This window comes from Ferroplasma acidarmanus Fer1, from assembly GCF_000152265.2.
Taxonomy (GTDB): Archaea; Thermoplasmatota; Thermoplasmata; order Thermoplasmatales; family Thermoplasmataceae; genus Ferroplasma; species Ferroplasma acidiphilum.
The window spans coordinates 1,131,060-1,154,588 of sequence record NC_021592.1; the positions used below are offsets into that span (position 1 = coordinate 1,131,060).

The 23,529-nt window shown below is 39.6% G+C and carries 20 protein-coding genes, 2 tRNA genes and 1 rRNA gene; 9 read left to right on the top strand and 14 right to left on the bottom strand.

What is annotated here, in order from left to right; genetic code table 11:
• Positions 1–63 precede the first annotated feature (63 nt).
• On the top strand, positions 64–1,812 hold the full coding sequence (locus tag FACI_RS05835) for an APC family permease (protein WP_009887206.1): 1,749 nt from the start codon (positions 64–66) through the stop codon (positions 1,810–1,812).
• Positions 1,813–1,964: 152 nt separating this feature from the next.
• Here FACI_RS05835 and FACI_RS05840 read toward each other — a convergent pair whose 3' ends face one another.
• The 6 genes from FACI_RS05840 to FACI_RS05865 all read right to left on the bottom strand — a co-directional run bounded on the left by FACI_RS05840 (position 1,965) and on the right by FACI_RS05865 (position 10,516).
• On the bottom strand, positions 1,965–2,396 hold the full coding sequence (locus FACI_RS05840; RefSeq protein ID WP_009887207.1) for a NusA-like transcription termination signal-binding factor: 432 nt from the start codon (positions 2,394–2,396) through the stop codon (positions 1,965–1,967).
• Positions 2,397–2,405: 9 nt separating this feature from the next.
• Positions 2,406–3,923, bottom strand: coding sequence for a DNA-directed RNA polymerase subunit A'' (gene rpoA2 / locus FACI_RS05845; protein WP_019841609.1), 1,518 nt, complete (start codon positions 3,921–3,923; stop codon positions 2,406–2,408).
• The gene (gene rpoA1, locus FACI_RS05850; protein ID WP_009887209.1) at positions 3,920–6,583 is read right to left on the bottom strand and encodes a DNA-directed RNA polymerase subunit A'; all 2,664 of its coding nucleotides are present in this window, start codon (positions 6,581–6,583) and stop codon (positions 3,920–3,922) included. The genes rpoA2 and rpoA1 overlap by 4 nt, the downstream gene beginning before the upstream one ends.
• The gene (locus tag FACI_RS05855; RefSeq protein WP_009887210.1) at positions 6,580–10,167 is read right to left on the bottom strand and encodes a DNA-directed RNA polymerase subunit B; all 3,588 of its coding nucleotides are present in this window, start codon (positions 10,165–10,167) and stop codon (positions 6,580–6,582) included. The genes rpoA1 and FACI_RS05855 overlap by 4 nt, the downstream gene beginning before the upstream one ends.
• Before the next feature lies 1 nt (position 10,168).
• The gene (locus FACI_RS05860; RefSeq protein WP_009887211.1) at positions 10,169–10,429 is read right to left on the bottom strand and encodes a DNA-directed RNA polymerase subunit H; all 261 of its coding nucleotides are present in this window, start codon (positions 10,427–10,429) and stop codon (positions 10,169–10,171) included.
• 13 nt (positions 10,430–10,442) lie between these two features.
• Positions 10,443–10,516: transfer RNA gene (locus FACI_RS05865), tRNA-Lys, on the bottom strand.
• A 150-nt stretch (positions 10,517–10,666) separates the two neighbouring features.
• On the opposite strand from FACI_RS05865, the gene mtnA reads away from it, so the two are divergent.
• Positions 10,667–11,683, top strand: a complete 1,017-nt coding sequence (gene mtnA / locus FACI_RS05870) for an S-methyl-5-thioribose-1-phosphate isomerase (protein ID WP_009887212.1) — start codon at positions 10,667–10,669, stop codon at positions 11,681–11,683.
• Here the strand turns inward: mtnA and FACI_RS05875 are convergent.
• A complete protein-coding gene (locus FACI_RS05875) occupies positions 11,659–12,951 on the bottom strand; it encodes a tryptophan--tRNA ligase (protein WP_009887213.1) in 1,293 nt (430 codons plus the stop codon). The genes mtnA and FACI_RS05875 overlap by 25 nt on opposite strands.
• Positions 12,952–13,014: 63 nt before the next feature.
• Positions 13,015–13,135: ribosomal RNA gene (rrf, locus tag FACI_RS05880) — 5S ribosomal RNA — on the bottom strand.
• A 122-nt stretch (positions 13,136–13,257) separates the two neighbouring features.
• Here rrf and FACI_RS05885 point away from each other — a divergent pair.
• Entirely contained in the window at positions 13,258–14,586 is a 1,329-nt protein-coding gene (locus tag FACI_RS05885; RefSeq protein ID WP_009887214.1) for an MFS transporter, read from the top strand.
• A 29-nt stretch (positions 14,587–14,615) separates the two neighbouring features.
• Here FACI_RS05885 and FACI_RS05890 read toward each other — a convergent pair whose 3' ends face one another.
• The 4 genes from FACI_RS05890 to FACI_RS05905 all read right to left on the bottom strand — a co-directional run bounded on the left by FACI_RS05890 (position 14,616) and on the right by FACI_RS05905 (position 16,700).
• Positions 14,616–15,554, bottom strand: a complete 939-nt coding sequence (locus FACI_RS05890) for a deoxyhypusine synthase (protein WP_009887215.1) — start codon at positions 15,552–15,554, stop codon at positions 14,616–14,618.
• Between the two features lie 131 nt (positions 15,555–15,685).
• Positions 15,686–15,757, bottom strand: a tRNA-His gene (locus FACI_RS05895).
• Between the two features lie 42 nt (positions 15,758–15,799).
• Positions 15,800–16,360: an METTL5 family protein gene (locus FACI_RS05900; RefSeq protein WP_019841610.1), complete on the bottom strand. Its 561-nt coding sequence runs from the start codon at positions 16,358–16,360 to the stop codon at positions 15,800–15,802.
• Positions 16,361–16,394: 34 nt separating this feature from the next.
• Entirely contained in the window at positions 16,395–16,700 is a 306-nt protein-coding gene (locus FACI_RS05905) for a hypothetical protein (RefSeq protein ID WP_009887217.1), read from the bottom strand.
• Positions 16,701–16,836: 136 nt separating this feature from the next.
• Between FACI_RS05905 and FACI_RS05910 the strand changes: the two genes are divergently transcribed.
• From FACI_RS05910 to FACI_RS05925, 5 genes are all read left to right on the top strand, one after another.
• Entirely contained in the window at positions 16,837–17,730 is an 894-nt protein-coding gene (locus FACI_RS05910) for a heme o synthase (protein WP_009887218.1), read from the top strand.
• A gap of 114 nt (positions 17,731–17,844) precedes the next feature.
• Positions 17,845–18,420 (top strand): exosome complex RNA-binding protein Csl4, encoded by a 576-nt coding sequence (locus tag FACI_RS05915; RefSeq protein WP_009887219.1) that lies wholly within the window; start codon positions 17,845–17,847, stop codon positions 18,418–18,420.
• Positions 18,407–18,565 (top strand): hypothetical protein, encoded by a 159-nt coding sequence (locus tag FACI_RS10260; protein WP_009887220.1) that lies wholly within the window; start codon positions 18,407–18,409, stop codon positions 18,563–18,565. The genes FACI_RS05915 and FACI_RS10260 overlap by 14 nt, the downstream gene beginning before the upstream one ends.
• A 9-nt stretch (positions 18,566–18,574) precedes the next feature.
• Positions 18,575–18,790, top strand: a complete 216-nt coding sequence (locus FACI_RS05920; RefSeq protein WP_009887221.1) for an LSM domain-containing protein — start codon at positions 18,575–18,577, stop codon at positions 18,788–18,790.
• Positions 18,791–18,828: 38 nt separating this feature from the next.
• A complete protein-coding gene (locus tag FACI_RS05925) occupies positions 18,829–20,403 on the top strand; it encodes a DUF5591 domain-containing protein (protein ID WP_009887222.1) in 1,575 nt (524 codons plus the stop codon).
• A 128-nt stretch (positions 20,404–20,531) separates the two neighbouring features.
• Here the strand turns inward: FACI_RS05925 and sat are convergent, their stop codons facing one another.
• Entirely contained in the window at positions 20,532–21,680 is a 1,149-nt protein-coding gene (gene sat, locus FACI_RS05930) for a sulfate adenylyltransferase (protein ID WP_009887223.1), read from the bottom strand.
• Positions 21,673–22,410, bottom strand: coding sequence for a phosphoadenylyl-sulfate reductase (locus tag FACI_RS05935; protein WP_009887224.1), 738 nt, complete (start codon positions 22,408–22,410; stop codon positions 21,673–21,675). Before FACI_RS05935 ends, sat begins: the two co-directional genes overlap by 8 nt.
• A 113-nt stretch (positions 22,411–22,523) precedes the next feature.
• Here FACI_RS05935 and FACI_RS05940 point away from each other — a divergent pair, with 113 nt between their 5' ends.
• Entirely contained in the window at positions 22,524–23,513 is a 990-nt protein-coding gene (locus FACI_RS05940) for a phosphosulfolactate synthase (protein ID WP_009887225.1), read from the top strand.
• The last annotated feature ends 16 nt before the right edge of the window (positions 23,514–23,529 follow it).

Genomic DNA, 23,529 nt, shown 5'->3' on the forward strand with positions numbered 1-23,529 from the left:
ATCCTATGTATATGTTCGAAATTTATTAAGAAATATTTATATATAACTGCTAAATATTCTCACATGGCTGATTCAATATCAGAAAAAACTGTTATCGCCAATAGTAAACTGCAGGATAAGAGGTTAAAGAAGGCATTAAACACATGGGACCTTTACTTCCTAAGCCTTGGTGGCATAATTGGCTCAGGATGGCTTTTCGCTGCTGCAGCATCTGCAGGAACTACTGGACCTGCCGCTATTCTATCATGGATTATTGGCGGTGTCATAGTATTGTTTATCGCTCTTGTTTATGCTGAGCTTGGAAGCATGATACCCAGGACCGGAGCAATTAGCAGGTATGGTCACTATTCGCACGGTGGAGTAGCTGGATTGTTTTTCGGGTGGACCTATTTCCTCTCGGCTGTATCAGTGCCAGCTATAGAAGCTGAGGCTGTAATTACATATGCGAGTTCATATATTAAAGGGCTATCATATAGCGCTCCGAATCCCATAAATCCATCAGCGACTGTGGCCCTTTTAACCGGACTTGGAATATTGCTTGCCGCTATACTCATAGTTGCTTTCTTTGCATTAAACTACGCTGGTGTAAGGATAATGGGGAAAACAAATACAGGTATGACATGGTGGAAATTAATAATACCTTCAATAACTATAGTAATGCTTGCATTCCTTGTTTTTCACACCTCAAACTTCACCTCACCAGCACTCGGTGGATTCCTTCCAGGAAACAACAGCGCAACAATATTTGAAGCTGTTTCAACGGATGGGATAGTATTTTCGTTCCTGGGATTCAGGCAGGCGCTTGATTATGGCGGAGAGGCAAAAACGCCGCAGAAATCCATTCCGCGGGCAACAATTTTCTCTGTGCTGACAGGTATTGTTGTATATGTCCTGCTGCAGGTTGTTTTTATAGGGGCTATAGACCCAACTAAACTTGCAGCAGCCGGAGGATGGTTCGGGCTTGTATCATCAACCCCCACCACATATGCAGCCAGTGTTGTAGCAGCGCCATTTGCATTCCTTGCAAAAAGCTCTGGAATATTTGCACTTGTTGTCCTGACTTATGTATTATACGCAGACGCATACGTATCTCCAGCCGGTACACTTAATGTATACGCCGGAACTTCAACAAGAACCCTGTTCGGGTTAGCTGAAATCGGATATTTCCCGAAACAGCTTTCAGTTGTAAGCAAAAAGACCCATGTTCCTGTTCTGCCGATAATACTATCTGTGATCATCGGTATTATATTCCTTGCTCCATTCCCGAGCTGGTATGCCCTTGTAGGATTAATAACCGGAGCCACGGCATTCACATACATAGTGGGAGGATCAGCATTGATGGTGTTGAGAAGGGAAGCGGATGCACTGAAAAGGCCATTTAAACTCCCATTTGCCAAAATACTTGCCCCTATAGCTTTCATCGGTGCCACACTTATAGTATACTGGTCAGGATGGCCTACAATACCGTACCTAGCAATAGGAATATTCCTGGGCATTGTGGTTTACCTGATCATACTGGCAACACACAAAGTGGAGAACGTATTCACGAAAGAAAATATCAAAGCTGGATGGTGGGTACCTGGATTTATACTGGTCTTAACGCTTTTATCATACCTTGGAGAAGGAGACTATGGGGGAACAAATACTCTTCCATACCCATATGACTTTGTTGTGGTAATAATAGTAGCCATTATATTCTATCTGATATCCATAAGGTCTGGCTACAGGACAGAGGAAATAAGCGATATAATAGAATCAGGAACACAGTATATCCAGGAAGAGGATGTTACCACTACCGCAGGGCAAAAATAATTTTTTTTTAATAATTACAATTTAATATATTTTACTTTTTTTACGTTTAAATTTCTATGATATTTTATACTGGCATTGAACGGCACTCAAAATTTATATAAATTAATTAAGAAACTTATTTCAGGATATTATAAATTAAAACTTTAAAAAATTTATCTCTGCTTTATTATTACATTTTTTATTTTAAAGTACCTGGAAATAGCATCCCTCATTAATTTTATGTTTCTGCTATCTTTGCCGATAGCTTTCCCTATATTTTCCGGCGCTATTCCTACAAAAATGTTTGTTATATTGTCCTTCCATATGAGATTAATCTCATTTACCCCATACCTGTAAAATAAATTCTTTGTAAATGTTAGAAGGTCAGGGGAAAACTCTGCCATGACTATCCTTTTGTTGATCTTTGCTTTTAAATCTGCAATTATATTTTCATGTTTTTTAAAAATATCTGCCAGTTTGTGCTCACCTACAACAAAGAGGACCATCTCTTCGTTTTCAAGGCATTCAAATACGTTAGTTCTAGTATAGCTTTCAAATAATTTTATAAATCCTATTGTCTGATTATCCAGTGTTATTTCATTCATGGTATCCCTTTATTTTTTATTTCCCCTGTAGACAAGGTCTATAGCACCTGTTCCCAGTGTTATAGGCTGTCCCACTATAATATTCTCAGCAACGCCTGCCAGAGGATCTATTTCACCGAGAAGCCCTGCTTTAAGAAGGTGCTTTGACGTAATTTCGAAGGCTGCCCTTGCAAGGACACTGCTCTTCCGTCCTGAAATCCCCTGCCTCCCCACAGCTCTTACCGCACCTGAGAAAGTCATCATATCAGCTACAAGCATTAAATGCCTTTTATCAACATTTAACCCCTGCTCGCTAAGTGTGTTCTCTGCCTCACGATATATAGCATTTCTAGCAGCTTCAATACCAAAGACGTTTTCTATTTCTATTATATCGTTCGTGGTTGTCCTGTTTGAGTCTACACCTTCAATATTCAGTACTTCCCGCAGGTTTGACCCCTGTGTATAAATTACCCATGCATCTTCCTTCGGGTCTATCCTTGCTATGGCCCTGCTTATTTTATTGACTCCCTTTATGGGGGTTGACTTTAGCTGTTCCTGGACCTGGTATAGTGACTTAAACGATTCCTGTTGAAGCTTAATGGAAATATTGCTATCATCAACCTGAGCGAAAATTATTCCCTTTCTCTTCTCAAGGGCAGAGAGTATATCACCTATAGACACAAGCCTGTCACGGCTCTTATTGCTGTCCATCCTGATCGTTAGCTCCATATTGCCCACATCAGTTACAATTTCGGCAACGTCTATTATAGTGGTATTTTCCAGATTCTTGATTAATTCCCTGACTTTATTCTCATCCTTTCTGTATTTTTCTGTCAGGTATATAGTCATTGATGGAGTACTGGGTATTCTCCTCGCATCCACGATCTCAATAAGCCTTGGAAGCCCCAGGGTAACGTTCATTTCTACCACTCCTGCAAAGTGGAACGTTCTCATTGTCATCTGTGTACCGGGCTCACCTATGCTCTGCGCAGCAATAATTCCAACAGCCTCGAATGGGTCTATTTCCCTTTTTCTTAATTCTCTGTCAACCCTTTCAAGAAGTTTCTCATATTTGCTGTCAGGAAAAGCTTTTCTGTATTTTACAAGTTTATTTGCTATTGAAACAGGAATTTTATATCCCCGTGATTCTGCATCTTCCATAATACTTGTTGCTTCAGTGGAAAGGTGGAATGCCTCTTTTTCCTTGTAATCCACCTGGAATTTTTCCCCCATGGCAAATGAGGCAAGTTCCTTAAAACCTTTTTCCATATCAAATTCACTGATAGGTACCCTGTCAATTTTTCTTATGCTATCTATTTTCAGTATAGCTTTAAGGCCTGTTTTCCTTTTGAAAATAAGGTCATCGGCAGGTTCATATTTTGAAATACCTGATATTTTTACCTCATAATCAACATTCACTTTGTCAGTGGAAATATAAGCGGTGTCAAATTTTCCTTCAGGCATATAGTCTATTGCATAGCCACACGGTGCATTCTGTGCGATCTGTTCAACATTCTTCTTTGTATCTCTCCATACCAGTGACATCATTGTTCATCACCAAATTCATCATATGCTGCATAATCTACGTCAACCGTCTGGCCCTCATCACTTCTGGTCGGGTCTATGCCGTCTTCTCCATATTTAAACTGGACAACTGAACCTATTGTGTCTTCAACTCTTCTAGTTTCATTTACCTTGAGGTCCTCGAAAGCGTTGATAAGCCTTCTCTGCATGTAACCGCTCCTTGATGTCCTTACTGCTATATCCACCAGTCCTTCTCTGCCTCCAATACTGTGGAAGAAATATTCTGTGGGATTTAAACCTGCCCTGTATGAGGATTTAATAAATCCCCTTGCATATGCTCCAAGATCATTCTCCTTGAAATGTGAAAGTGTCCTGTTCGCATATCCTCTGTTGAGCCTGCCTCCCCTGACTGATTGTTGCCCTACCATTCCGGCTACTTCTGCTATATTAAGCATTTTTGCCCTTGCACCGGATCTTGCCATGATAACGGACGGATCATTTAACCCCAGATACTGTGATGCAATTTTACCTGATTCATCCCTGACACCACCCGTGCTGCTAAGTATTTCAACTTCAAGGGTATCCTCTACGGATCTCCCGGGCAACGGCTGTAACTGTCCTGACCTGAAAGCATCCACCAGTTTTTCTATTTTTTCAAGTGTTTCATTGGATATTTCCTGAATTCTGGAAATAGCATCCTTCGGTATATCATAGTCTTTGATACCTGTGGAGAAGCCCCTGTGGCTCAAAAACCCAACAGCAAGCCTTGTTACACTATCAATAAATTTTGCAGCTGCCTGTGGTCCTATATTTCTGAATATTTTATCAACTATAACACCGGAAAATGGCCCAACTGCTTCATCATCAATTGTTCCATGAACCAGTTTTCCATCTGTGATAACAACATACGTATCTGCAGGATCATCCTCATATTCACATTTATCCTTGGCACCTGCGCATAGATGGCTTTTGAATTTAACATTTAATCCTTCAGGCAATATAAGCGAAAAAATATCCCTGCCATGGTAATACTTCTTGCCGTCTTTTATAACCGGTTCCGGAAGCCTGTCAAACTCAATATATGAAACTGTATGCAGTGTATCATCCTCACTGATCAGAGGATTATTGTGCGTAAGGAGGAAAAGTGATGTTATGTGGTCATGTATGGCTCCTATAATAGGCCCACCAAACCTGGGTGACATGATCTGTTCCTGTACTTTCATGATTATCCTGGCTTCTGCCCTTGATTCCTCACTCTGTATAACGTGCAGATTCATCTCATCCCCATCAAAATCAGCATTATATGGGGTGCAATCTGATAAATTAAATCTGAACGTCATTCCCGGGAGAACCCTTACTGCATGTGCCATCATGGACATTCTATGAAGTGAAGGTTGCCTGTTGAACAGCACAATATCTCCCTCTGTCATCTGGCGCTCTACTGTCCATCCTATATCAATACGGTCACTGTTTATTTCAGCATTCTGGTCTGTAAGCTTTATTCTTCTGCCATCCGGCCTTATAAGGTAATTTATGCCTGCTAAATATTTTCCATCAGGAGTTCTGGGTGCAGTACCTCTTTTTATCCATTCCTTCATTTTATCTATATTAAAGGAGTTTATAAGGACAGGAACTGTAAGTTCCCTTGCTGCTACTTCAGGTATTCCTACCTCATTCATGGAAAGGAATGGTTCCGGTGAGATAACACTTCTGGATGAGAAATTTACCCTCTTACCGGATAAGTTTGCCCTGAACCTGCCTTCTTTTCCCTTAAGCCTCTGTACAAGTGTCTTTAAAGCACGCCCGGATCTGTGCCTGGCTGGAGGTATCCCTGCAGTCTGGTTATCAAAATATGTAGTAATATGGTACTGTAATAAATCCCATAAATCTTCAATAATTAACTGTGGAGAACCATTATCCCTGCTTTCCCTCAGTCTCTGTGATATTCTAATTATATCCACAAGTTTGTGTGTAAGGTCATCCTCGCTTCTCTCTCCAGTTTCCAGTGTAATTGAAGGCCTGACATCAATTGGAGGAACAGGCAGTACAGTAAGTATCATCCATTCTGGCCTTGCTGCCGTGCTGTTGATCCCGAAAAATAAGAGGTCGTTGTCGGGAATTCTTTCAAGCCTTTCCCTTATTTCCTTTGGCGTTATTTTTATTCCACCCTCACGGAATGTTGTGGGCTTATCCAGTATAACCTTCGGGCTCTCTGAACTGCAATGCGGGCATATGTTTCTCTGTATTGCCACATCAAGAATTTTCTTTAGCGTCATATCTATAATTTCAGGGTCGGTGGTTTCAAAATCTACAGAACTTATCTGTGTACGGTAATTATTTATTTCATCATCTGTTAATTTAATCCTGCCGCATTCCTTGCATGAGGCATCCAGCATGGTTTTGATTTCCTTAATAAAACCTATGTGGACAACAGGCATTGCCAGTTCTATGTGCCCGAAATGCCCCGGGCATTCATCTACTTTTCCACCGCAGGTAGCGCATTTAAGCCCAGGCTCTATTACACCCATATGAAGATCCATTAATCCCCTTTCTATGGGATAACCATCATCGTCATATGTATCGGGCGTTATAACCCTGATCTGTGACATTTTCCTGATTTCATCAGGAGATAAAAGGGCAAATTTAATTTTTTCTATTCTCTTTGAAACATTATTAAAATTCATTTCATATCACCCAGCTCCAATCTCATTACAATTCCCATTGAACTTAATTCATCCCTCATCAATTTAAATGCATAACTTGTTTCTATGGGATAAATATTGCCTGTATTGCCACATGCAGGACACCGCAATGTCCCTTTCCTGAAATCATAAATAGCTATATGCCCGCAGGTAGGGTTTCCACAAACATAGAGTATTGTACCATCACTCTGATCCAGCAAACGGTCTTTTATAACCATAGACGCACCATGGGCTATCAGAGTATCCCTTTCCATTTCACCAAATCTCAGACCTCCCTGCCTTGATCTGCCTTCTGTTGGCTGCCTGGTAAGTATCTGTACAGGGCCTCTAGACCTTGCATGGAACTTGCTGGCTACCATATGGTGGAGTTTCTGGTAATAAATTACGCCCATAAATATATCCACTTCAAATTTCTTTCCGGTAATTCCATCATACATGACTTCGTTTCCGGATTCACGGAACCCATATTTCTTTAACTGTTCCCTAAGGCTTCTCTCAGGTTCCCCATCAAATATTGTGGAATCTATATTCTCACCGCTCATTGTAGAAACCTTTGCACCCATCATTTCAAGCACATGTCCCAGAGTCATCCTCGAAGGAACTGAATGTGGATTGAAAAGCAGGTCTGGTATAATTCCATCCTCTGTGAATGGCATGTCTTCCTGGGCGGCTACATAACCTATAACTCCTTTCTGCCCATGCCTTGAAGCAAATTTGTCTCCTGGCTGGGGTATCCTATCACTTCTTACCTTAACCTTAATTATCCTGCTGTTGCTTTCAGAAACTGTAAGGAAAACATTGTCAACATATCCGGATTCAGTAGGCCTTACTGTAACAGAAGATTCCCTCCTTCTCAGTGGGCCAAGTTTGTCGGCATTTTCTTCCTCCAGAAATCTCGGTGGTGATGTTTTTCCAACAAGCACATCTGAACCTTCTACTTTGGATTCAGGGAATATTATTCCATTTTCATCAAGATTTTTATAATATTCTTCAGCTCTGGCCCCAAGCACATCGTGGCTTGGAATTTCAAATTTATCTTCCTGCCCTCCTGGATATCTTCTTTCCTCTGCTGTATATGTCCTGAAGAATGAACTCCTGCCCAGCCCTCTTTCTATAGATGCTTTGTTCATTATAATTGCATCCTGCATGTTGTACCCATGGTAGGATACTATTGCTACAACAAAATTCTGGCCTGCAGGCTTCCTCCTGTATTTAATGAAATCCATAACCTTGGTTGTAACAAGTGGAATCTGCGGGTAGTGCAATAAATGCCCCCTGGTATCTGTCCTTATCCTGTAATTTGCCTGTGGCAACCCTATGGACTGCTTAATCATTGCAGAAGCTATTGTTATTCTTGGTGAGGAGTTATGTTCCGGATATGGAATAAGGGAAGCAACAACTCCAAGGATCATTGAAGCATCTATTTCACAGTGTGTGTGATCCATGGATAGGTTATTTGTACCCTTAAAGTGTGCATGGCATTCATCGCACTCAAGAGTAACATCACTATTTCCTGGATTTATCCATGTGACATTATCCCTGTAAAGAACTTTGCCACAATCTGGGCAATTATCGGGAAATTCGAATGGAAATACTGATATATATGCGTTTTCCTCTTCTTCAGCATCAAGCCATTCTATGGCTCCACTGGAAATAAGGTCATTTACTGTATATTCGCCCATTCTCAATTTCTCGAGCATTTCCTCATTCATTACTGTTTTTCCTTCATTTACGACAAATAATGGCCTTCTTAGCCTTCCGCGGTCGCAGTTAATAATAACCTCATTTGTGTTGGAATCGTATTTAACATTTACCTCGTTTGATAATTTTCCCGACCTTCTTAAATTTCTTATTGTGTCGGTGAGTATTGCCGGGTCATTATGGTACCCTATGAAATCCCCATTCAGGTAAATACGCCCGGAAGCTTCTTCCTTTGTTACTTCGTGTATGTCCATGTTTTGCAATTCTTCCATTACAATATCAGGATCTATTCCCTGGGTTACATTAATTATAAGTGATGCATTTTTAACCAGGCCACAGTTCTGACCTTCCGGGGTCTCGTTAGGGCAAATTCTCCCCCACTGTGTCGGGTGGAGATCTCTGGCCTCAAAATGCGGCTGCGATCTTGTCAGTGGAGAAATAATCCTTCTCAGATGGCTCAATGTGGACATATTGGATGTCCTGTCCAGCAGCTGGGACACGCCTGTCCTTCCACCTATCCAGTTTCCTGTTGCCATGGAATGCAGTACTTTCTGTGTGAGCAGATCCTGCCTGACTGCAGGCCTCAGCCTGATACCTCTTTTTTTATTGTAAGTTTTTTCCAGCTGGTATTTCAGATCTTTCATAACTGACTGGAATGCATTTCTGAAAAGTTCATCCAGAAGGTCGCCGGAAAGTTTGATTCTCTTATTTGCATAATGGTCTTTATCGTCAACATGACGCATTCCTAAATTAAGCTCAAGAAGTGATCTTGCCATTCTTCCAAGGTAAATAGCCTTCTTTAACCTGTCTGAAACATCATCTCCAAGGTGTGGAAGCAAAGCACGATCCAGCATCTGTGTGATCTTCTTATCCCTGAACTCTTTGGCCTGCCCTGCAGCAAACCTCTTTTCCAGGTAAGACAGTGCATCTTCATTATTGTTAATTCCATTGGGTGGCAGAATTTTAAGATTTCTTGAATCCTCTATATTGGCATAGATTAATGGATCCATTCTCGGATCGGTATAAATTGCTTCATGGATATCAACATCCTTGTCGATTCCCAGCGCCTTCATCAGTATTACAAGAGGTATTGTTCCAGCTACAGTGGGTATAGAAACGTTAATTATACCATCGCTTCCTTTTTCCATAGATATCAATGCCCTGAATCCGCTCTTCTGGGAGAAAATCTTTGCAACTTCTACCCTTGAATCATATTTTTCTTCATACTCAACAAGTATCTTATTTGGCGCAAGGTCTTCCAGTGAAACTATTACCCTCTCTGATCCGCCAATGATAAAATATCCTCCAGGGTCTGTGGGATCCTCGTCTACATATCTCAGTTTGTTCTCCCTTGTTTCATCTATAGGGCCATTGTTTTTTTCAATGTAAAGGTCCAGATTCTGTTCTGACAATGTACATATTTTTGATCTTACCATTACCGGTATTTCCCCTATTTTAATGGTATTTGCATCTCTTTCTATCCCATCTTCCACTATACGCAGCCGCAACATTATGGGTGCCATATAGTTAAGGTCCCTGAGCCTGGCTTCCTGTGGTGTTATCTGGTTTGTAGCACCGGAAGCTTCCTTGATTTCAGGTTTGTCTACCCATATCGTTGGATCTCCCGTAGCCTTGCCATTCTGCCTTTCCCTGCCAAAATAAATTTTTATGTCCTTGCCCTTTGTTTTTGAAGGGTCAAGATCTATTACTCCAGGTGTTGCATCATCGGATATCTTGGTTTCGTCCACTATCTGTTGCATTATATTATCCGGATTGTTCTTTGAAGCATAAAAATAATTCATGGAATCAATCTGATAATTAACTACACTCTCTGATTTGAAAAACGCATCTAAAATAGGATTCATCTTATATCACACTCTTAACAATAACTCTATAATACTCATAATAACCTGCAGTGGGGCTTTTGCGAATAATTTTAACTACCCTGCCCGGTACAAGTTTTCCGTGAATTTCCTCCAGCGCCTTAATAGTGGGATCATTAATACCAATTTTGGGCAGGTCATCCTTTGTCACATTAAGCTTGGTTAAAACGCTTTCCTCTTCTTCCACAGGAACCAGATGGTGTTCTGGCACTATTTCGTGCTCAAGCACATTGAATTTACTCATATTTTCACCTAAACGGGTCCGAGGGGGTTTGAACCCCTGACCGCCTGGTTAAAAGCCAGACGCTCTACCTAGCTGAGCTACGGACCCACAATATGTAGTCAGCCATATACATTTGAAACATATAACTTTTTTTGTATTATGACATTACTAAATAGTATTTTAACGTTTTACTTTTTCTGGATTTGTGTAGGCTTAATTACATGAAAAATTTAATATCTATTTCTCTCATATTCCATAATGAAAGTTAACATAAACGGCGAATCAAAGGCAATTCTGGCAGTGTGGTTTGAAGAAAACCAGGTTAAGCTTATAGACCAGAGAAAAATTCCTGAAACAATTGAAATATACTCTGCAAAAAACAGTGATGATATTTATTATGCAATTAAGAATATGGTTGTTCGTGGCGCACCGGCAATAGGGGTTACTGCTGCATATGGGCTTGCCATGGCATCAAAAAATATGGAGGACATGGAAAAAGCAGTGAAAACAATATCATCGTCCAGGCCCACTGCATACGATCTTTTCAAAGCCATTGATTTCATGAAAGCAAATAATTTTTCTGAATCTGCAGCGAGGAGGTATGCACTGGAAATTACTGAAAGGTCAAGGAAGATAGGCGAATACGGGAACACGCTTATACAGGCCAATGACCATATTTTGACCCATTGCAATGCAGGTGCCCTTGCAGTTGTCGACTGGGGAACAGCCCTTGCTCCCATGAGAATAGCACATGATTCAGGCAAGAAAATATTTGTATATGTTGACGAGACAAGACCCCGGCTGCAGGGTGCAAAGCTTACTGCCTGGGAACTCCAGCAGGAGGGAATAGATTATTCCATAATAGCAGACAATGCAGCGGGATATTTCATGAAAAACGGGGACATTAACCTTGCAATTGTGGGAGCCGACAGAATAGCTGCTAATGGAGATTTTGCAAACAAGATAGGGACATATGAAAAAGCCGTGCTGGCAAAGGTGAACAATATACCTTTTTATGTTGCGGCTCCGGGAAGCACCTTTGATTTTTCACTTAAAACCGGAGAAGGAATACCAATAGAGGAGAGGGATGAAAATGAGGTACTAATGGTCAATAATTCAAGGCTGGGACCGGCTGAAGGACACGCCAAAAATCCGGCATTTGATGTCACACCCCATGAATATGTAACCGCATTCATAACGGAATATGGCATATTCAGGCCGGAGGAGCTTAGAAAACTGCATAGTTTAATTCATGAAGACCTCTTTATGAGGTAATTATCCAATTTTTTAAGTGATTCATCCTTTTTCTCAGCCAGTATTTTTAACATGCCTGATATATTTTCTGCTGCCTCTGATTTGCATGCTCCGCACATTCTAACACCTCCTTTGCATTCATCATAAACTCTAGTGACATACTTATCATCCGTGCTATGGTATTTATACAGTTCAAAAACAGGGCATATATCCGGGTTGCCACCATATTTTTTCTGTTCTTCTATGGTCTGTTTGCCGCCAGTAACTGCATGTTTTATCTTTCTAGTAGCTTCTTCTCCACTATCATTAAGGCTAATCAGGGAGTCAGGAATCGATGATGACATTTTACCCCCTTTCAATCCCGTTTCCAGTTTCTGGAATGTTGCGGATGGTTCTATGAAGGCGAAATCATTTATGGCACTTTCCTCCAGTACAAGAATCATATCTATTTTTATTCTATCCTCAACCGATGAGTTTTTTATGTATAGGGCACGGTATTCATAATTTGCATTGCTTTCATATCCATTTTCCGCCAGAATTTCCATGGCACGATCTATTTTATCTTTTGGATCCTCATTTCCCTTTATATAAACGGAAATTTTGCTGTTTTCCACTTTCACATTATAAACCCTGAGTCTTTTAGCTATATCGCGCATGAGCCTTATATGCGGGTCCTGGTCAACTCCCACAGGGACAATTGTGGCTCTTGGTCCTCCCAGGTGTTTCAACTGTGTGTGCAACACATCAGCAGCCTGTATGATAGGGGAATTTACATGCAAAATTGAGGATGAATCCGTAAGCCCATATATTGCCTTCAATTCATTCATGTTTGTCTCATTTGAAAGTACAAAGGATAAACTTTGGGTATCATAATTCTCAGACTGGAAATATATCTTGCATGGTTTCAGTCCCATTGAAATATAATTGGCTATATATTCATTTATAGCGATTTCACGGGCTTTTTTGAACCCTACACCTCTTGTTGCATAGGATTCAAGATCGGCAACAGCAATGTATACATCCGCCCCCAGTGACTGGAAGTATATTATCTGGTCAATAGAAAGCTTATTTCCAAGATGCATCTGGCCAGAGGGCATTAAACCGGTCATGGCATTGAATTTAATCCTATTCTTAATGGAATATTCAAGATAATCCAATCCTCTCTGGCCGAATATCAGATGTCTTCTGAACATAAAATAGTCAAAGTAGTTGTCCGGCCTTTGAATGCCAAATTCCTTAATCAATTTCTCATAATCGAAATACTGTGAGGAACTCCATGGATTAATCATAATACCCAATGGAAATTATATTAATTAATTTTCCTTAAAAACCAATAAAAAATGGACATTGAAAAACGACAGCGAAACATAGTTCCCGTCCCCTCGCGGAAGATAGTACAGTATGCAACACATCGGACTTAACCGTCGGGTTCGGAATGAGACCTGGTATTTCCCCGATGTTATGACCGTCGTCAACACTTAATCAATAACAGATATATAAATATTTTTTTTAACAGGGGCCATATAATATTACCTATATACTTAATTTTAAGTAAATACTAATTATTTATATATTACATTGCTATAATCCATGGAATGAACAGCTATAAGACAATATCAGATGCACCCTCTTCGCCATTTCTAAGGAAAATTACTGTACTTTCTTCCATGGGGGTTATGATGGATGGTTACACGCTCACAGTTTTTTCCTATGCATTGCTCTATCTGATAAACGTAATGTCACTGAAAAGCTATGAAATCTCAATTATGGGGATATCATCAATAGGTGGAGTTCTTATAGGCAGTTTTATTTCCGGATACATTGCCGACATCTACGGAAGGAGGTTCATATATATTTACGACCTTTTTCTTGTTTCAATATTTATCTTTCTTACAGGCCTTGCAACAAATTATATCAATTTTTCAATTCTTGAGTTGATAGTTGGTATTGGAATAGGTGCAGATTATCCTGTAAGTTCATCAATCCAGGCAGAATTCTCGCCAACAAAGTCCAGGGGAAAGTTTATGTTTTTTAACATATTTTCATTTTCCATTGGTTCTCTTATATTTCTGGGGTTTGCCGTGCCGCTTGTTCTGTTTACAGGAGTCAATGCATGGCGTTATATGTACATGATAGGAGCTGTTTTTCCTATTCTTGTTCTATATTCAAGGAAAAAAATACCAGAAAGCCCATACTGGGTACAGCATAAATATGGTAAAGTGGCCGGTGAAGAGGCAAAGGACAAATTCGAAGCATCAACAGGGTATTCAATCGAAAACCTTCCGGAAATAAGCCCGGGAAAGACAAGGCTGAGGGATGTTTTTAAGGGAAAATATGCAGCATACATCATATTCATTTCCATAGCATGGTTCTCCTATGATATTGTGAGTTATGGCATATGGACATATTCACCACTTATATTCTCTACTGAAATAACATCATATTATGCCGACCTCTATGTGGTCTTTACCGGAATGGCAGAATCAATACCAGTAGTAATAGGATTTCTAATTGCCATATACTATGTTGACCGTATTGGCCGCCGGTTCCTCCTGATTATTGGATTCCTGGGGTCATTTGCCGTACTGATATTATTCTTTTTTGTTAACCAGTACATGGTTGTAGGGCTACTGATGACTTTCAGTGCTTTCGGTTTTGTCCACTTTTTCCATAACGTTGGGCCAAGCCCGATTACATATACATATCCTGTGGAAATATTTCCAACAAGAATACGGGGAACTGCTATGGGCTTCGCTACATCTGTATCCCGTATTGGGTCTATAGTTGCTGTTTTCTCATTTCCAATAATAGATGCATTATACGGATTAAAGGCAATAATTATATTCTTTGCCATATTCGAATTCATTGGACTGGCCCTTACTCTGAAATATGCCCCAGAAACAAAAGGAAAGGCATTAACCTGAATTTATAAAACTAATAAATGGATAAAAGTTTAAAGAAACGGTGCAACCATAATGGGAAGAATGGCCGTTGCATCCCCATAAATATTTACAAATTTTGCATCCTTTCTTACTTTCTTCCACGTGATGGCTTCCTCAAGCTTTGCACCAGACAATGACCCATCGTATTCCTGCGCTGTGGTTATGTAAACTGCCTCGTTAAGGCCATCCCTGAACTGATTCCACCATATTGTATGGTGCTTAGAAATGCCACCGCCTATCATCAGTGCACCTGTTTTCTTTGCATCAAAAACTATGTCCGAAAGCCTGTGTTCATCTTCCAGCAAATTTATCCTGAAATCATGGTGCATCTCATAGAAAGACCATAACTGTGATCCAAAAGAGCCATCGGTTATGCCGGGCACAAATACCGGTATCCCATTCTTTGCGGCATTATATAGAATTGAGTTCTCATTGTTCAGCTTTAACCCAACCTCCCTAATCAGGTCTACAGGTGCCCATTCTTTCTTTTTGCTGTATAGCTCCTCTATCATGGGCATCAGTTTTTCCTCTATTATGACACCATAGCTTTCATCAGGGACAAATACATTCCCCAACCTGTTTATATTCATGTCCTTAAGTTTTTCATCGCCAAAATTGAATGTACCTGCATAATAATCGGTATACACACGTGCAATATCATGGTCCAGTGTTCCGTTGGTGGTGATAATAACATCGACAAGTTTGTTTTTTACAAGCTGGTTTATTATACCTCTTGTGCCAGTGGATATTATATCTGCTGGGAATGAAAGAAATGTGGTTTCATCTGATGTAAATTCCTCCTTTAAAATCTGATAACCCTCGTATATCTTTTTTGATGTGAAACCGCCGCTGGTGCCAAACATTTCCATTAATTGCATTAAAGTAGTGTTTTTATTTATCTTCATGTCCTTTACAGGATTCTTTAACAAATCCTCTCTTTTTATTTCCATGGGACATGATAGTAATTTTATAATTCAATCTATCGGTTTCATTCCCTATGCGGTCTTTAAACATGTTATTTAGTGGCAAAAGGAATAACAATTGATCATAGTATTCCTATAGCTACAGAAAAAGAAACAAGGGCCGGGACCGGGAATCGAACCCGGGTCCGGGGATCCACAGTCCCCAAGGATGTCCATTACCCCACCCCGGCCATTTGAACCAATGGATATTATAACTATGTATAATTATTTTTTTAATTCTTAATGCCATATACAAGCAGTGATTCTATTTCATGGTATGCCTCAGTGTGGTGTGGATATATCCTGGGGACCTTTATAAAAATCCTTTCCTGCCTTATTAACCGCATTCTTTCTGAATAAAATTCTTTTATATATCCATAACTCTTTATATTGTGTATGCTGTATATGTGTGTCCCTATTTCCAGGGCTTTTATTATGAATGGCATGTCGTCATGCTTTATAACAGATCCAAATGGCGGATTCATTATGACCGTATCATAATTGCCATGAACCTCTGAAATACTAGAATTTATGAATTCAGCACATGGAAACGGTTCTGCATTCCTTCTGGATATCTCAATCATAGCAGGGTCTATGTCTATTCCCGTAGCATGGCTCGCCCCAAGGTAGCACGACCCTATGGCGAATATTCCAGTGCCCGTTCCAAGATCTATTACTGTTTTTCCTAAAATATTTCCGTCCATGTATGCTTCAGTCAAAAGGGTTGACGCAGAGTTTGCATCAGTGGGATACTGTTCCAGATCAATATTATAGGAAGCTGGTTTTTCAAGCATGGACAAAAAAATTTCCAGCGATTTCTTATTTATCTTATTCCTGTGCGGTTCCAACTGCCATCTCCAATATGTTTTTTGCGAGTTTTTTGGCTACCGGCATTTCATTGCCTCTCTCTATGAGTATTTTTTCAATTTTTCTTACAGCCCTCTGCTTTTTCCATGTACCATTTTCATGAACCGCAAGAACAATATATTCTGCTATTTCCCTGTCAACATTAATGCCAAATCTTTCACGTATTTTTATTTGCCAAACTGGGACGAGAACTCCAGGGATATCCCTTAAGCTATTATCGTTTCTTGTCCTTTCCATTATTTTGTTGATGTTGTTTCCGTCTGACATTAGTCTTTCATTGATAACAACCTTATAAACATTTCATTTTTATTGTCTTGATCATTAATCCTGTAAGTTTAATAGCTATAAATTTCATGGATTAGCCAATATATTTATTTAAGATTAACATAAAGATTAAGATTTAATGCCAAGTAAAATAGCTATATATATAGAATACTCAAAACCAAAGGTCTGGTGGCTTCTAGTTTTTATTGCTTTTGGTGGGGCTATACTGGCTGTTAATAATTTTTCTTTTAATAACATAATAATGATACTTGTGGCTATTGCAGCTGTTACAATGGGGTCAATGGGCGCTGAGGGTTTGACAAATTACATTGACCTTGAAATGGACTCTACAATGGAAAGAACCAAAAATAGGCCATTGCCAACTGGCGAGATAACCAAAAAACAGGCTCTTATGTTCGGCTACTCCCTTGCAGTACTGTCTGTGATAATACTGCTGGCATTCAGAAGATTCATAGCATCTATATTCATGTCAATCGGGATATTTGACAATGTATTCATCTACAGTTATCTTCTTAAAAAGGTTTCACCCTACAGTATTATTTATGGTGGCTTTTCCGGCGCTTTTCCCGTCCTTATAGGATGGTATACTATAACATCAGACTTTTCATGGCTTCCATGGATATTATTTTTCCTTGTCATGTTCTGGATTCCCGTTCATGTATGGAGCCTTGCATACAGATACAGGGAAGATTATAAAAAGGCAAATGTACCAATGTTTCCAGTCACTCATTCCGACAGGTCTACAGCAATTGCCATATCATTTTCATCAGTATTACTGATAGTATTCTCTTTAATACCCTATTTTATGGGGTTTTACAATCTTGTTTATCTTATACCAGTAGCAATTTTATCAATTCCTGTAATAATATTCTCATACAATTTCATAAAAAATCCAGGGAGAAAAACCTCTTTCCGGCTGTTTGTGTATACTGCGCCGTATCTCACATTTGTATTCACCCTTATTATAATATTGAACGTGTTGCGGCTATTAAATTTACTTCATTCTGCCTGAGGGTACCAATCAAAAAATTAATAATAAATGAATTACTTAATATAAAAGCATGTTATGCACATATGTTGAATCAACCAGTAATTGATAATTGCATAGCGTGATAGAGGTAATTGAATGGAACAAGTTAAAGATATAGTATTCCCAGGTGACATAATAGCCAAGGAGGAAGAATACCTTTCAGGAAAGAATACACAGGACATTGATGGTGATGTCATATCTACTGCTTTCGGAAGAGTCAGCAGGGATGACAAATCTCTTACCATATCGGTTGATACATCCAGGCAGCCAGTAATAGTAAAGAGATATGACATTGTATATGGCAAAATAATAAAAATATTAAACAAGGAGGCAGTAATATTGATTTCAGGGGTTGTAAAAGGAAATGCCCTTGTACCGGCCAACACAGAGGCCAGGCTTAAGTTGCCAATTCCCAACAAAACTATGTATTCTCATATTATTACTCTTGGAGACCTTGTAAGGGCAAAAATTATAAGTACACGACCACTTTATGCCACAATATTTGACCCCAATCTTGGTATACTGAAGAGCAAATGTACAATATGCAGGAGCGACCTAGTTGCAGAGAATGGAAAACTATACTGCAGGAACTGTGGGAGAGTCGAACAGAGAAAAATTGCCTCAGATTATGGCAATATAAATATATCAGGTGTTAATTATGAAAGAAGCTGATAAAATAAAGGACGTCCAGGAGCTTTCCAGAGAAGTTAGGGATATGAGAAAGGAAATAGATAGTATGAAGGAGCTTTTAGGTGGCCTGATAAAAGTCATGATGGACCATGACAATCAGTTTAACGACGAGGATGAATATAATTAGGTGAATAAAATGGCAACATTACCAATGAAAATGCTTGAGGAAAATTTAAACAAAAAAGTTACGTTATTATTAAAGGACAACAGGTCGCTTGTAGGTACACTGGTTGGGTATGATGAGTATATGAACATGACCCTGGACGATGCAGAGGAGAACGGAGAGGTTCAGAGAAAAATCGGCAAAGTCATCATACGTGGAAGCAATGTGGTAAGGATCACCACAAAATAATTTTTAAAAGTATATATAATCTGTTTTAATAGCATCCTATGCCTGAAAAGATAAAAGACAAACAATACGTGATGGGATTCACATGGGCAGGATACAGAAATGGAAAAAGATTCCCAATTTTATTAAACACATTTTCAGATGACTATAAAAATGAGAAGGATAGTATAGAAATATTGGGAGAAAAATTTCAAAAAAAAATATACTATCCATCCTTCCTTAGCGGCGAAAAAATTATTGAAGGGAATGATATAATCATAATATACAATGGCCTTGAATTAATACAGAGGCCAGTGCACCTCGTTTCGTTTCTTATGGAATTACGGAAAAAATACGGTTTCACAAAAATGTTTTATCTCCAGGGAATTTCAGATCCATATCTTATGCCGGTACTGTCCTATCTTGGGGTCAATATTTTTGACGATCTGTATATAAGAAAGGAAAGCAGGGAACATATAAAATACAACGTTGCCGGGAAATCAAGAGTTGATTATGAACCCTTTGAAGAGAACATACAATTTGCAGAATCTATACTGGAATCAATTTTTGTCTCAACCCGGGATAACACATTACGGGAAATAGTAGAAAAAATTGCCATATCTGGAAAGGCAATGGAAATATTGAGAATAGCAGACACAAGATATTATGAAGATTTTTCCAGTGTATTTCCATCAAGGACACCCTATATCCAGGCCAACTCCCTGGAGTCACTCAACAGGCCTGATATTGTTGCTTACAGAAATAAAATATCATCCTATGTAAAACCAGACCGCAGGAATATTGCACTTCTGCTTCCATGTTCCGCCAAAAAACCCTATTCTGATTCAAAAACCCATAAGAAAATACTTTCAGGAATATGGCAGTACAGAAGATATCTCCACGAATTGATTGTTACATCCCCCGTTGGGCTAGTTCCCCGGGAGCTGGAAAAGGGATACCCCGCCCGTTTTTATGATATACCTGTCATAGGCACATGGTATGAGGATGAAAAACTCATGATGAAAAATCTCATTTCTGCATATTTTAACAAAAATAGATATGAAGATGTAATAGCATATATACCGGAGGACCTTGATTTTGTTCGTGATGCCATACCAGACAATGCAAAAATAATAGAGGGAAAAGTTACAGATGATAATAATATAGCAAGGCTTGCAACTGTTTTGAAGGACACCGTGACAGCAGAAAGTCAATATGCCAAGAAACTGGATGATTACCGTGCTTTATTGAGGTTTCAATTTGGTGACTGGATAATTCCATACATTTCCAATGTAAAGTTAATAAACAGTTTCCATCAGGACATGATTGTGGAGGGCAGCAGAATACTTTTCGTGTACAATGAATCCATAGGGCGTTTTTCCATTACTCCGGAATCGGGAAAATTTTTCCTTGAAAATGATAAATTCAATGTTTCAATAGATGATTTCAGGCCCACATCTACTGTATATGCCATGGGCATTCAGAATGCCACACCGGATATAAAAGCCTTTGATGAGGTCATAATGACATACAACAATGAATTAAGGGGGACCGGTACAGCATTAATGCCATCAAGGGCCATGGTAGACCTGAATAACGGTGCGGCTGTAAAGGTAAGATCGGGAATTAGGAATTAATATCCACTACACTCAAACCTTATGTATTGTTATAGTGCCTCCGTTTCATTCGCCTGGTAGTCACATCTTAATATTTTCCACATCCTGTTCTTTACTTATTCACTGCATAATTACATTCGCATTCCTGTCTAAACTCGCTCTACAAATTTATTATCATGCCTGTTTATTGTTTCATATACGTCTTTTCTAAAGAGATAAGTTTCTGGAGATAATCCGTTTTTCAAAGTATCCCTCACCATTGTTCCACTGAAATGAACTCTATCTCCATCCACATGGGAACAATCCCGCGAAGTTGCCAGCTGTTCGCACTTCTTGCAGTAAAAGACCTCATCCATATTCATGATTTCTATGCCAAGTTCAAAGGCCTGGAGATTTTTCTGGGCGTCATATGGTCCATAAAAGTTTCCGATACCAGCGTGATCCCTTCCCACTACAAAGTGGGTGCACCCGAAATTCTTTCTCATGATTGCATGTATCATGGCCTCTCTGGGCCCTCCATATGACATTTCATAGTGAAGGGGTGAAAAGAGGACTCTGTTTGAAGGGTAATAATTATTTATGAGGGTATCGTATGATTTCATAATAATCTCGTCCCTGTAATCACCCGGTTTCTTTTTACCAATTACAGGATTTATGAAAATGCCGTCCGTAACACGCAGTGCAGTTCTCTGCATCTCTTCATGCCCTCTGTGTGGAACATTTCTTGTCTGGAATCCAGTAACGGTTTTCCACCCTCTTTCCAGAAATATCTGCCTTGTGTCCACCGGAAAAAGTGTTTCTTTCAGGAATGGAATTTCTGGAAGGTTAGCTGACTTGATTTCCCCGGCCATACATATACCCGTACTTTCCCTGATGTTTCTGACACCCGGATGGTCGGTTGAGGTAGTTCCAAATACTTTCCGGCAGTATTCAATCCTGTCATATCTGTAAATATCTGTTACATCCATTATGGCAATTACCCCTGAGTTCTGGCTTAACCTGACAGTATCACCTGCTCTTACACATCTGAATTCTTTCTCTCCTATGTCCAGTGTGTATGGAATGCTCCATGGAAGACCATTTTCCAGACGTTGGTTCTCAACCACAGAATGGAAATCACTTTCTCCCATGAATCCCTTCAAAGGACTCAGGATTCCCATCTTCATATTCATTATCCTGATGGCAGTACCGTAGCTAACTTCAATTGTATGGTGTGCTTCCCTATCACTGACATCAGGGATATTAACAAGTTTTCCACCATGCGCTGAGAGATTCATATTTGCCGGAGAGTTAATCAACAATATCACCAGAATTCTTTCCCAAATTAAGATCTGTATTGACGCCTCCTGTCAAATGAAGGCCGCATTCCTTTACGCCGTTCTCCCACCACCACCTTCCAGATCTTTCGTCATCATCCTTTCCCACTGCCTTTGTACATGGCTGGCAACCTATGCTCTTATAGTTCTGGTCAAACAGAATGTTGTATGGAACTTTGTGAATACTCACATATGACCATATTTCATCCCTGCTCCAGTCCAGAAGTGGATTGACTTTCCAGACATTGTGATCCCTTACATATTCAACTTTTCTGGCATTTTTTCTTGCAACAGTCTGTTCTGCCCTTATTCCTGTGATCCAAACCGACCTTTTGCGAAGTATATTTTTAAGTGGTTTTACCTTTCTCACATTACAGCAAAAATGGCGGTTATCTAACGAATGGTAGAAAAGATTGATTCCTCTGGAATTGATCATGTCCTCAACATCTTCTCTTTCAGGGAAATATATTTTTAAATCAATACCCATCTCCGACCTTACCGTTTCCATAAGCTGGTATGTTTCATCAGGGAGTCTTCCTGTATCTATAGTCGCAATTTCAACATTAATATTATTTCTGGCAATCATATCTGTGATGACCATGTCTTCCAGCCCCAGGCTTGAAGTGAACACAGCACCTTTTCCATAATATTTCCCAATTTTTCCCAGCATTTCAACCGGATTCAGATCCTGTAAATCCAAATATTCTTCCATCTTCTATAATTTTCAATTTATTGAAATAATTATCAGAATGGGAAGTTTTGAACCGTTATGGGCAATATAGGGACAATGCGAAAACCATATACCAAACATCTCCTTTATGTACTGTGAATATTAACAGACTTTCTGAAAATATTATCAATGACAAAACCTGGAACAGTTCAATGGGGAAAAATATGCTTCTGGACAAACTTTCTTCAGTGGATATGGATGTTATTTCCAGCCTTAGGGAAAGAATTTATGTTATGAAGATAGGTTGGACGACTTCAATGTTACTGGATGAAAAAACACTGATCAACAGGATAAAAAGATACAGAGATCTAGGAATTGATGTAAGCCCAGGAGGTACAACACTTGAGATAGCCTATGCGAAAGGCCATCTGGAACGAACTCTTTCAAGTCTTCTCCAATATGGATTTTCTCACCTGGAAATCAGTGAAGGAGTTATAGACCTCCCAGACTCCCAAAAGAAAAAAATTGTTGATTTTGCAAAATCAAATAACATCCCTTTCACCATGGAAGTTGGAAAAAAGAGTGAAAAAAACCAGCTCAGCCTGGATGAAACCATTGAAGGGGTAAATCGCGATCTGGAATACGAACCTGATGTTGTCATAGTAGAGGGAAGGGAAACTGGAAAAGGTGTGGGAGTATTCGACATTGAAGGATTAATAAAATGGGACTGGGTAACCCGGCTTGCTGAGAACTTCCCGATTGAGAAACTCATGTTTGAAGCGCCTGTAGAAAGACAGCAGGTAGAGCTTGTGATCAGGATGGGTAACACGGTGAATCTTGGAAACATCGCTCCTGCAAGTCTCGCAGCGCTTGAGACCCAGAGACTCGGGCTAAGGGGGGACACCTTCGGGATTCCCTCTTCCTCCACTTCTGTTGAGGGCCCGCCATCAAATAAATTTATATATTATGTTATTTCGGACCATGGCCCACTGGATCAGGCGGGAATAATGGATCTTACAGGCTTGAACAGAAAAACCGTTCAGAACGCTTTGAAGGAACTTGTCTCAAGTGGCATTGTGAGGGAATCATTCTACAGAAATGACTTGAGAAAACGTATTTACAGTGCTTCATCCAATCTCCGGTGACAGATTCCACGTTCAC

What these genes read in the sequence shown, in the direction of transcription:
- FACI_RS05855 (WP_009887210.1), bottom strand. Translation starts at nt 10,167, where the DNA reads ATGAATCCTATTTTAGATGCGTTTTTCAAATCAGAGAGTGTAGTTAAT.
- FACI_RS05890 (WP_009887215.1), bottom strand. Translation starts at nt 15,554, where the DNA reads ATGGAAATAAAAAGAGAGGATTTGTTAAAGAATCCTGTAAAGGACATG.
- FACI_RS05905 (WP_009887217.1), bottom strand. Translation starts at nt 16,700, where the DNA reads ATGTCAGACGGAAACAACATCAACAAAATAATGGAAAGGACAAGAAAC.
- FACI_RS05920 (WP_009887221.1), top strand. Translation starts at nt 18,575, where the DNA reads ATGGCAACATTACCAATGAAAATGCTTGAGGAAAATTTAAACAAAAAA.
- FACI_RS05835 (WP_009887206.1), top strand. Translation starts at nt 64, where the DNA reads ATGGCTGATTCAATATCAGAAAAAACTGTTATCGCCAATAGTAAACTG.
- FACI_RS05900 (WP_019841610.1), bottom strand. Translation starts at nt 16,360, where the DNA reads ATGCTTGAAAAACCAGCTTCCTATAATATTGATCTGGAACAGTATCCC.
- FACI_RS05915 (WP_009887219.1), top strand. Translation starts at nt 17,845, where the DNA reads ATGGAACAAGTTAAAGATATAGTATTCCCAGGTGACATAATAGCCAAG.
- FACI_RS05840 (WP_009887207.1), bottom strand. Translation starts at nt 2,396, where the DNA reads ATGAATGAAATAACACTGGATAATCAGACAATAGGATTTATAAAATTA.
- rpoA1 (WP_009887209.1), bottom strand. Translation starts at nt 6,583, where the DNA reads ATGAATTTTAATAATGTTTCAAAGAGAATAGAAAAAATTAAATTTGCC.
- FACI_RS05925 (WP_009887222.1), top strand. Translation starts at nt 18,829, where the DNA reads ATGCCTGAAAAGATAAAAGACAAACAATACGTGATGGGATTCACATGG.
- mtnA (WP_009887212.1), top strand. Translation starts at nt 10,667, where the DNA reads ATGAAAGTTAACATAAACGGCGAATCAAAGGCAATTCTGGCAGTGTGG.
- FACI_RS05860 (WP_009887211.1), bottom strand. Translation starts at nt 10,429, where the DNA reads ATGAGTAAATTCAATGTGCTTGAGCACGAAATAGTGCCAGAACACCAT.
- FACI_RS10260 (WP_009887220.1), top strand. Translation starts at nt 18,407, where the DNA reads ATGAAAGAAGCTGATAAAATAAAGGACGTCCAGGAGCTTTCCAGAGAA.
- rpoA2 (WP_019841609.1), bottom strand. Translation starts at nt 3,923, where the DNA reads ATGATGTCACTGGTATGGAGAGATACAAAGAAGAATGTTGAACAGATC.
- FACI_RS05875 (WP_009887213.1), bottom strand. Translation starts at nt 12,951, where the DNA reads ATGATTAATCCATGGAGTTCCTCACAGTATTTCGATTATGAGAAATTG.
- FACI_RS05935 (WP_009887224.1), bottom strand. Translation starts at nt 22,410, where the DNA reads ATGGAAGAATATTTGGATTTACAGGATCTGAATCCGGTTGAAATGCTG.
- FACI_RS05910 (WP_009887218.1), top strand. Translation starts at nt 16,837, where the DNA reads ATGCCAAGTAAAATAGCTATATATATAGAATACTCAAAACCAAAGGTC.
- FACI_RS05885 (WP_009887214.1), top strand. Translation starts at nt 13,258, where the DNA reads ATGAACAGCTATAAGACAATATCAGATGCACCCTCTTCGCCATTTCTA.